The organism is Streptomyces phaeochromogenes (genome assembly GCF_001418655.1).
Taxonomy (GTDB): domain Bacteria; phylum Actinomycetota; class Actinomycetes; order Streptomycetales; family Streptomycetaceae; genus Streptomyces; species Streptomyces phaeochromogenes.
Genome location: NZ_LIQZ01000370.1, coordinates 12,430 through 12,644, shown reverse-complemented (window position 1 = coordinate 12,644; position 215 = coordinate 12,430). Strand labels below are relative to the sequence as shown.

Genomic DNA, 215 nt, shown 5'->3' with positions numbered 1-215 from the left:
CCCCGGTAGACTCGCCCCCACACACCCCTTGCTCACCGCCGGAAGGCAAACCGTGCCAGAAGCGTCCCCCGTCGCCCCCGACACCGTCCTGGTCGTCGACTTCGGTGCGCAGTACGCCCAGCTCATCGCCCGCCGAGTCCGCGAGGCCCGCGTCTACAGCGAGATCGTGCCGAGCACCATGCCGGTCGCGGAGATGCTCGCCAAGAACCCGGCGG

At 70.7% G+C, this 215-nt stretch carries 1 pseudogene; it reads left to right on the top strand.

Annotated elements, in window-relative coordinates:
- Nucleotides 1-52: 52 nt before the first annotated feature.
- Nucleotides 53-215: pseudogene (locus AOK17_RS52850) on the top strand (glutamine-hydrolyzing GMP synthase); the annotation flags it as partial.